The sequence below is a fragment of the Microcystis sp. M53602_WE12 genome (assembly GCF_030065455.1).
GTDB lineage: Bacteria > Cyanobacteriota > Cyanobacteriia > Cyanobacteriales > Microcystaceae > Microcystis > Microcystis aeruginosa.
Window position 1 is genome coordinate 1 of record NZ_JASJFB010000043.1, and the last position, 8,852, is coordinate 8,852.

5 protein-coding genes and 1 tRNA gene are annotated in these 8,852 nt (G+C 39.0%); all 6 read right to left on the reverse strand.

The window, feature by feature from the left end; genetic code table 11:
• Positions 1–544: 544 nt before the first annotated feature.
• The 6 genes from PX482_RS01875 to PX482_RS01900 all read right to left on the reverse strand — a co-directional run bounded on the left by PX482_RS01875 (position 545) and on the right by PX482_RS01900 (position 8,655).
• Positions 545–1,075: a hypothetical protein gene (locus PX482_RS01875; RefSeq protein ID WP_004266777.1), complete on the reverse strand. Its 531-nt coding sequence runs from the start codon at positions 1,073–1,075 to the stop codon at positions 545–547.
• A gap of 5 nt (positions 1,076–1,080) precedes the next feature.
• A complete protein-coding gene (locus PX482_RS01880; protein WP_004266778.1) occupies positions 1,081–2,136 on the reverse strand; it encodes an AAA family ATPase in 1,056 nt (351 codons plus the stop codon).
• A 73-nt stretch (positions 2,137–2,209) separates the two neighbouring features.
• Positions 2,210–5,716: a BREX system P-loop protein BrxC gene (brxC, locus tag PX482_RS01885; RefSeq protein WP_004266780.1), complete on the reverse strand. Its 3,507-nt coding sequence runs from the start codon at positions 5,714–5,716 to the stop codon at positions 2,210–2,212.
• A gap of 13 nt (positions 5,717–5,729) precedes the next feature.
• Complete coding sequence (locus PX482_RS01890) at positions 5,730–6,353, reverse strand: DUF1788 domain-containing protein (RefSeq protein ID WP_004266781.1); 624 nt, start codon at positions 6,351–6,353, stop codon at positions 5,730–5,732.
• A 215-nt stretch (positions 6,354–6,568) separates the two neighbouring features.
• On the reverse strand, positions 6,569–8,065 hold the full coding sequence (locus tag PX482_RS01895; protein ID WP_288097241.1) for a serine/threonine-protein kinase: 1,497 nt from the start codon (positions 8,063–8,065) through the stop codon (positions 6,569–6,571).
• Between the two features lie 518 nt (positions 8,066–8,583).
• Positions 8,584–8,655 (reverse strand) — tRNA-Gly (locus PX482_RS01900).
• Positions 8,656–8,852 lie beyond the last annotated feature (197 nt).

The window sequence follows — 8,852 nt, forward strand, 5'->3', positions numbered from 1 at the left end:
ACCTGAATTTTACCCCCGATCACTCCAATGGCTGGCACTTTTTGAGGGGAAAAAAGTCCAAAAGTCTTATCCAACAAGGTTTTTAGATTTATTCAGCAGACCCTAAGTAGTCGTGCAAAATTAATTTCCTAGTCGAGACGGGAGACGGGAGACGGGAGACGGGAGACAGCTATTAGGGATCGGATTTGAGTTTTCAGTTCACTGTTTCCTCACACCAGAAGTCTGACGGAGTAGTGGCTTAGATGTGTAATGAATTTTGCTTAGGTACTTAAGACAATCTTATCCTAAAAAGATATTAACAACGGTTCTAACTTAATTTATGGGAACACCTGTCTCATTTTCGAGGTTTGCAAGTTCAACAAGATTATCATGTTATCAATCTTTGGTAAGTGTCAGTGGAATAGGTTTTTAATCAATCTCTTAACTCTCTACTGCGTTTTACCCCCATTAATAGCTGTTTTAGAACAATTGCCTTGGTATCAAGAACTTTTAAACCGAGGGCGTAAACAAGACCCAATTAAAGGTATAGCATCAGGAGATAAGTTCATATATCGGATAGTTCGGAACTAATTCGTTTAACTGGCCATGGAGCAAATAGTTGATTCCAACTTTCAATATTAAGAACTAAGCAAATTTCATAGAACTTTCGCTTCCATCGAGGAGTTTCTCTCCCCATTGGGGGTAATTTTTCCTTAATTTTATCTGTCAAATTAATTAGTAGAGCTTGGTCTAAAGTGACTAAGCAAATATAACGAATTGGTTTGTTAACTTCATTCTCAGCCCAACGATAAATAAAAGAATCTATAAATTTTTGAGCAAATGTATCGGCTAATTCCCCTTTTTCTAGCTGTTTCAAAAACTTTTCTTTTCCTTTTGTTTGAGCATTAGGATTACTGGGATCTTTTATCTCAATAAAAATTAATGTTTCCTCAATCTCAACGATGAAATCCACTCGACCCATTTGACCAATACCATGATAATTGGGTAGATTGGCATCCATTTGGTCAAACACGAAACCATTTAATGCGTCTGTAAACTCTATACTTAGATCACCTTCTGTTAACGTTAATCCCATTTAATTTAGCTCCTTAAATATTGTTTAAGTTGTTCATTGGTTAAATCCGTATAAGTATCTGAAATTCGGTTCGGGTAAATTTCTAGATATTCATGGGTGCTATTAACCCTTAATTGATTATTTTCCTGATCCCGATAAAGACTATGATAAGTAATCTTATCATCTTTCTTTTCATCAATTAGTAAATCAAACCATTTTAAAAAAACATAATCATGAGTAGCCACTATAACTTGTTGACCATTACGAGATAATTCTAGTAAAATTTCTACCAATAGCCTCATTAATTTAGGGTTAATATTTCCTTCCGGTTCATCCCAGAATAATGTCCCACTCATCCCCGGTTGAATTGCACCCGTTTCTAATAACCTAGATAATACTCCCATCTTGCGAAAACCTTCAGCGATTGCATTAACAGAATATTCTATATTTTTGACTTTAAAATTTACCCTACCTCCTCCATAAAAGATAAATTTTCCCCCACAAATATTTTTAATTTCTTCCATCGCCCATTTAGATTTTTCCTGAAGATTTTCAGACCGGATAACAGGTAAATCTAGCAGTGACCATAGATCTCGATAGGTTTCATCAAAATTCATTTGATACCTATCGTAGAGACTAAGCATTCCCTCCATAAAAGATAAAGATTCTTGAGCAGGAATAAAAACTGGAGTTTGTTGGTATTGCTCATAATTTTTATTCTCGATAATATGCACAGATTGGGAACTCTTAGAAAAACTAATTTTCAGCGTTTGCTCTAGGGAAAAGTTAATAGTACATTCTGCCCTTTCTTCTGCTCCCGTGTGATAAAGTTTTCCTAATTTATTATTTAAAGGAAGAAAAAGACGAATTAACCGCTCGGTTAAAAAATCCCTTAAATCAGACTCCTCCATCTCCGATGGCTGTTTAAACAGTTTATACCCAGAACTAAGGGCATAAGCAACTTTTAACAAATGAGTTTTTCCCGTCCCATTTTCTCCAATAATGACGTTAATCTTCGGAGAAAAATCAATTTTTAAACGTCGAAAAGCTGTAAAATTTCTCAGTTCTAATGATGTAATCATCTTTTCATCTCAATCAAGAAATCGGTAATCTCTATATCGTGGTAAATAGTTCCCACACCCCACACCCCACTTCTCAAATTTGAATCCGTTTACCTTCCTTAATTTCTGCTATTAAAGCCTCACGCATTGCCGAGAGATACTCCTCCACATCCGCCTCATCTGCCAGCCATGCCTTGCCAAAATTAATCTTAATTGTCTGACTGGGTATATATTGAGTTTCTGACTCCTTAACCCGACGGGTTGCCTGGGAAGAAACCCCATCAACCCCCGTCAACTTAGTCATTTTTGAGAGTAACCGAGGATAGGTATCCGTTTCAAACTTCTGACGGGTACTGCGAATCATAGCAATCAAATCTTCTTGAGCAATAGAATCACAACAATCCTGAAAAGATTTCAGAATTTCCTGCTGTTGCACCGGAGAAAGTTGGGAAAACTCGGCCATTTTACCCATTCGCTCTTGTAACAACCCGATTTCTTCCTGTGCTTGTTCCACTTCCTTGGTAACTTCGCTAGAAATTTCTGCCTCTACCGACTCTATTAACCCCTTTACCTGCTGCATCCGGCTTCCTTTAAAGCATTGGGTATCCGTGAGAACTGTTCTCAGTTGAGATAGATTATCGCTGTTGATATAACTAAAATTGGGCTTTTGAGTCTCTAATAACAGTTTAGCCCGATCATAAATCCGTTTTTGTTCCCCCTGCATAAAACTCAGAATCGGCTCTATTACATTCTCTTTAAGATCTAATAACTCATCCTCTCGTTCGGTTAAATCGGTAAGATACCAATCATAAGGCTGATTACATACATCATTCAGGGTTTGTCGAGCCGGTTCTAAAGCCGATAAAAAAGGATATTTATCCATTTCTGAGAGTGTTTCTCGAATCAATTGGCTGAGTTCCTTAAATGCTGCTTGCGTTTTCTGATAAATAGCTTTAGGTTCATTATCTCCACAGGGTTGAGCAAAAAATTCCTCATAAAAATCCTTAAGTTTTCGTACCTGTGAAGAGGTAAATTTCTGTTGTGGCTGTAGTAAAATATTACTATAATTACGGGACTTACAAATAGCCTCAACTAATGCCCCTCCTTCCAACAAATTGCCCTCTCTTTCCACTTTTAGCTTACCTCTGGCGCACAGTTTGGCAACCATACATAAAATCGCCCCCTCACTCCACCCATAGGGTTTACGTTGAAAATTATCGGTTAGAGACTTCATAGATGTCCTTAACCCCTTTTCTTTATCCTTTTGAGTAAAGTTAAAAACCTCTTTTTCTGGTTCACTTAAATCCTTGAGATCATTACTAAATAAACCCTCTTGAGACGGTTCTAAAAAGTGCTTAAATTGTTCGACTTTATAAGTCACTCCCCCTAACATTTGAAAGTTATGATACACCTCGGCAATTAATTTCTGAAACCCTAAAATAATTCTACTTTGAGCATCACTACTGCCAATCTCTAACTCCCTTCCCGATACAAATAACTTAGCCTGTCCTAATAAACTTTTCAGACTGTTTTTAATCTTTTCGTAATTTTGTTGATTGCTTTGATTTTTTTGATTCAAAATACTTTTAACTTCTTCCTGATGAGTGACAGATATATTCTGTTGAACATACTTTTCTGTTCTTTTATACATGGTTAAATCTTTCATTAAAGGCTGATTAGAAGGGATAATAACTAATAACTCATCCCGTCCCATATTCTCCATCTGTAGGGCTTTTTCTTGCTCATGTTGCCAGAAAAAAGGAGTGATGATTTGAATACTTAACTCGTATTCTCGTTTATAAAGTATTCCATCAATCTTACGGGAGAATTGATAATCTTGTGTCCCCTCTTGATTGCGAATTTTTGCGGTTTTGAGAATCTCCTCAAAAATTAAATTATTTAAGGCATCTAAAATCCTATTATCTTCTAATTCTGTATTTTTAATCTCCTGCTCAATGTCTTTTTCCTTGTCCGTTAAATACTCATACAAGTCCCCCGTTCTCTGAATGTAGGTTTGATGTTCAAGCAGGTTTAACCCTTCCTGAACTCGATTTTGTAGGTGGGAAATATCCTGTTCAAATTCCTCTAACATCAGGATAGATAAATTCTGTAAATTAGCCTTAAATCCCTCTACATATTTAACTAGAAATAATGCCTTGAGAAGACGCACGGCAAAAGGATTATTAAGATTATCTTCCGCTAAAGTAATACCACTCTGAATATTAGATTTCAACGTCGATCTAATTCCTTGAAACATTAAATCAAATGTAGCTAGATGACCAATTTCTTGCCCCTCAATTGCTATTACCACCTTACGGAAAACCGCCAACATTGAGCGTTCCCCTACCGAACTATGTTTTCCTTCAAAAGCACTATGTATAGATAATCCTCTAATAGCAGACTGGAAAAGGGTAAACTGGTAGGGAATAAAAGGATAACAATCGATAAAATGGTTTCTATCTTGAAAATTACGGAAATCCCTTGAGCCATCGGAAAAGCGAAATAAGGTAGGTAAATTATGCCGTTGTTGCTCATAAATCTGCCCGAGTATTCTAACACCATCCTCATTTTTTGTCAGCAGACGTTTCTGAATAACTTCCGCCACATCCCGGCTGGTTAATTTCATGCGATTAGCAAAACGATCTTGAATTTTAGAAAAATCCTTAGTTCGATGATTTCCCATTTCTCCTAATACCGTTTCCATGTCTTCCTGAGCGGTGACAATCACCCAAGAACGTCCCTGACATTTTGTGGCTAAACTCTCGGCAATGGTTTGTAAATTGGTCATTAATTTAACATTATCCGCAATGTATTGTCCCACCTCATCCACAAAAAAGTTTAGTCTAAAATTAGAGGATTTCTGTTCAATAAATGCTTTTACCTCTTGGGAAAAATCATCAATGGAAAGTTTATAATCCTGACGATATAAATCGAGAATATTGGTGGAATTTTCCACCGATGCACCGGTCACTTTTCCATAGGCGATCGCAATATTTTTTCTTTCTAAAATGACTTGTTCCCGTCCCCTTTCCCAGGGTTTACCAGCAACGGATTCATACTCAGTTTTAAAAGCAGTATATAACCCCCGCTCATCTAATTCTTTTTCAAACTGAGCAATATAGCCCTGTTTTCCATAATAACCCCGCGCTTCATTGAAAACCTTGCTAAAAACTGATAATAAAGCATCAAATTCTGTTTTACTGGTGACATCCGCCTTTTGATCGATATTAAATAAAATACTTTGAGCAGGAATAGCAACGGCTTTCCTTAAGTCTCTTTTAAGAATTTCATTGTTCCGACATTTGGGTAAAAATTTTTCAATTGCTTGGCTATTTTCGAGCCAGCGATCCTCTAACAACAGGGCCAATATTTTTAATAAATGGGACTTACCAGAGCCAAAAAAGCCCGATATCCAAACCCCATTAACTCCTGTATAATTGTTATAAGCTGACAAAAACTCCTCTAGGCGTTTTTCAACCTCGCCGGTAAGCACATATTCTTCTAGTTCAACGTGCAGACTCGCCTCATCATTGGCATCCGCTTTGATTACCCCTTCCATAGGACGACTAACTTGTTTCTCAAAAATTCTACTTAACTGCATAATTAGTTCTCCCTTAAACTTGGTACTCGTAAATGTTAAAAGCTCGATAATATTTGTCATCTCCTAAGAGTCCAAATAAATTGAGAGAGGCTCCCGACTCTAGGGAATAGGTGTAGGCCCCCGGAAAAAACATTACCGTCGGTTGGTTGTTGTTCGTGGTTTGGAGGTTATTAAGAACATTATGGGAACGAATATAGGGAAAAATTTGACCAACGCCCCATAAAAACAAGATATCAAACGGATTTTCGGCAATTTTTTCGCCTAGGGCTGGAATTAAATGACTCTCCGAATCTAACACATTTTGTAAAAGCTCTTTCAGTTCCCCTTTAGATATCGAGGATTCTATATCGAGAATTTGCTCAAATATCTGCCGTTCCCTCAATAAGTCAAGACAGAGCTCATAAAGATTGATCTCTAATATGCGAATCCCTTTTTGATGCAACTGACTAACCAGTTGCTTTTGCAGACGTTCCATTTCAACAGTGTCTTGAGGTGGGTAAGGACAGATAAAAAAAGGAACTTCATTGCCAATTCCCTGTTTTTTGAGAAATCGCTCTGCTGACAGAACCGATAATAAATATTCAAATCTTTGGTTGATTGCTATTGTTTCAAGAGAAGACATCCAAATTTCGCCCATCTTGTCAATAATATTAGTATGCCCATTTTATCTGAATGAGAGTCAAAATCGGCTCTCTTATTCTTTGTGTGATCAGTTTAACTTACTATAGAAGCGATCAATCTTTGTGTCCTCTGTGTCTGGAGTGGTTCCTTCCACCCCCTCGCTAGGAGGAATGTATCTGAGAATAAATTTTACCCACCAAATCCAAGAGAACCAAAATCCTGGCTTGCTGCCTACAATTTCAGGTGATTAAGGGCTAAATTCCGTTGTTGGAGAGCTAATTGATGGCTAGGCTCTAGTTGTAGGGTTTGGTTAAAGGAAACCACTGCTTCCGAGAAACATTTTAACTTGTAGAGACAACAACCCCGTTGATACCATGCCTCAGCCTTTTGGGATTGTAACTGTAAAGCCTTATTATAAGCGGCGACCGCTTCACTGAGTCGCTCTAATTCCCGTAAAGCTTCACCTTTGCTAAACCAGACATTAGCATCGGATTTAATGGCCAGGGCTTGATTATAAGCCGCTAGACCTTCCGCATAATGTTGCATCCGACATAAAATCATGCCCTTGTAATGCCATGCTTCCAGATAATCTGGCTGCAGTTGAATCGCCTTATCCCAAGATGCGATCGCATCACTGATTTGTCGTAAATTAGCTAAAGCGATGCCGCGATAAAACCAAGCCCGAGCATTATTAGTCTCTAATTGAATTACCTGATTAAAAGACCCTAAAGCTTCAGGAAAACGCCCTAATCGTTGCAAGGCCAGACCGCGATTATACCAAGCATTGACAAAATTGGGCTTTTTCCGCAGGGACTGCTGATACAATTGAACTGCTTCGCGATGCTGCCCCAAATCGAGATGCGCGTTACCGCGATAAAACAAATCCTCTGCTGAAATTTCCAGCACTAAAGCTTGTTGTTGACGCAATTGCAGTAACTCTTTTATGGCATCTAAAACTTCTGCTGCCGAGGGAAAGCGTTGGCGCCAGTCATAACGGGTCATTTTATCGATAATAACTGCTAGATCATCTCTAACATCGGCCTGATCGCGCCAAGCGATTTCTCCGGTTTCGGCATCTTCGGGCAATTGCGTCGGTTTGAGACCGGTTAAGGCTTGAATAGCGATGATTCCCACGGCATAGACATCGCTAGACAATCGCGGTTTATTTTGCGCCTGTTCACTAGGCATATAACCAGGGGTGCCAATCCCAATGGACACACTGGTCTGTTTTGCTTTTAGCCATTGAGTCCCCACTTGTTTGACTCCGCCAAAGTCGATTAAAACTAGCTTGCCCTCTTGGCGACGGATAATATTATGGGGTTTGATATCTCGGTGAATAATATTATTTTGATGGACAAAAGCGAGAACTTCCAAGATATCTTTTAATAACTGAATTACCTGACTCTCTTCTAAACGCTTACCCTTAGAGATTTCCTGACTAAGATCGTGACCATCGATAAATTCTTGAACGATATAAAAAGACTTATTTTCCTGAAAACTGGCGAAAAATTGCGGTATTTGAGGGTGATGGCCGAGTTTTTCCAAAGCTCTGGCCTCACTCTCAAATAATCCTATAGTAACTTCGTTAACCACTTGGGTGATTAACTGTTTGACCACACATTGAGGACGGCCGGGGCGATAGTTATCTTGGGCTAAAAAAGTTTGACCGAAAGCCCCTTGACTTAGGGGTTTAATAACTTGGTAACGTCCCCCGATAATTAGTTTCATGGTAGCGATAGCATTATCTTTGCCCTAGATCAGCTTGATGGGACGGTTAACAGCCAAAGGGGTTAACTTGACCAAGCCCATCTTGCCAGTTAATTGATATATTACCAAAAAATTGGGTTTAAAGCCTCGCCCTTTTAGGGCGACTTGATCTGATGTATGATATTAAGAATAGGCGGCCGGGTAAGCAACCGCTTAAAAAACCCAGTCATCAACCGATGAACGCACCTTGAAAACTAGAGTTATGGGGTTCTATAGGGGAATGCTCCTATAGGTAAAAATTCTCAGCACCAAGTACCAAAGAAACCAATTATTTTAGAGGTTTTGAACTGTATCGTAGGGGACCCCGAGAACAGGCTTCTGTAAGGGAGCGAAAGTCTGAGGAGAGAACCACCTCTGGGTAGGATTTCGCCAGGAATCTAATTCAAGTGGACTCGTTGAGCCAGAAATTCACAGCAGTGATGCTAGAAGAATCCACGTCCGTTTACGGCGTGGGGTATGTCAAATCAATTGTCGTCAGAAGCGGGTAACGCGACTCGAACGCGCGACATTCACCTTGGGAAGGTGACGTTCTACCACTGAACTATACCCGCAAAAGTCTCCCTAATCATAGCATTGACCCCCCAGCCAGAGCAACTGCCCTAGGCTATTTTCAGCAATTCCAAATTCAAACGGTAGTGTAGGATACAGAATTGATTTCGCTTCTGTCCCTCAAAATAGAGTGAACGAGTTGCCCATTGGGTTTTGCAGGAATGGAAGTCCAAGATTTGAGTTTTATAGGGATGCTGAG

Bases quoted from the DNA above. Each gene is read 5' to 3' on its own strand.
- PX482_RS01875 (WP_004266777.1), bottom strand. From the start codon at position 1,075: ATGGGATTAACGTTAACAGAAGGTGATCTAAGTATAGAGTTTACAGAC.
- PX482_RS01880 (WP_004266778.1), bottom strand. From the start codon at position 2,136: ATGATTACATCATTAGAACTGAGAAATTTTACAGCTTTTCGACGTTTA.
- brxC (WP_004266780.1), bottom strand. From the start codon at position 5,716: ATGCAGTTAAGTAGAATTTTTGAGAAACAAGTTAGTCGTCCTATGGAA.
- PX482_RS01890 (WP_004266781.1), bottom strand. From the start codon at position 6,353: ATGGGCGAAATTTGGATGTCTTCTCTTGAAACAATAGCAATCAACCAA.
- PX482_RS01895 (WP_288097241.1), bottom strand. From the start codon at position 8,065: ATGAAACTAATTATCGGGGGACGTTACCAAGTTATTAAACCCCTAAGT.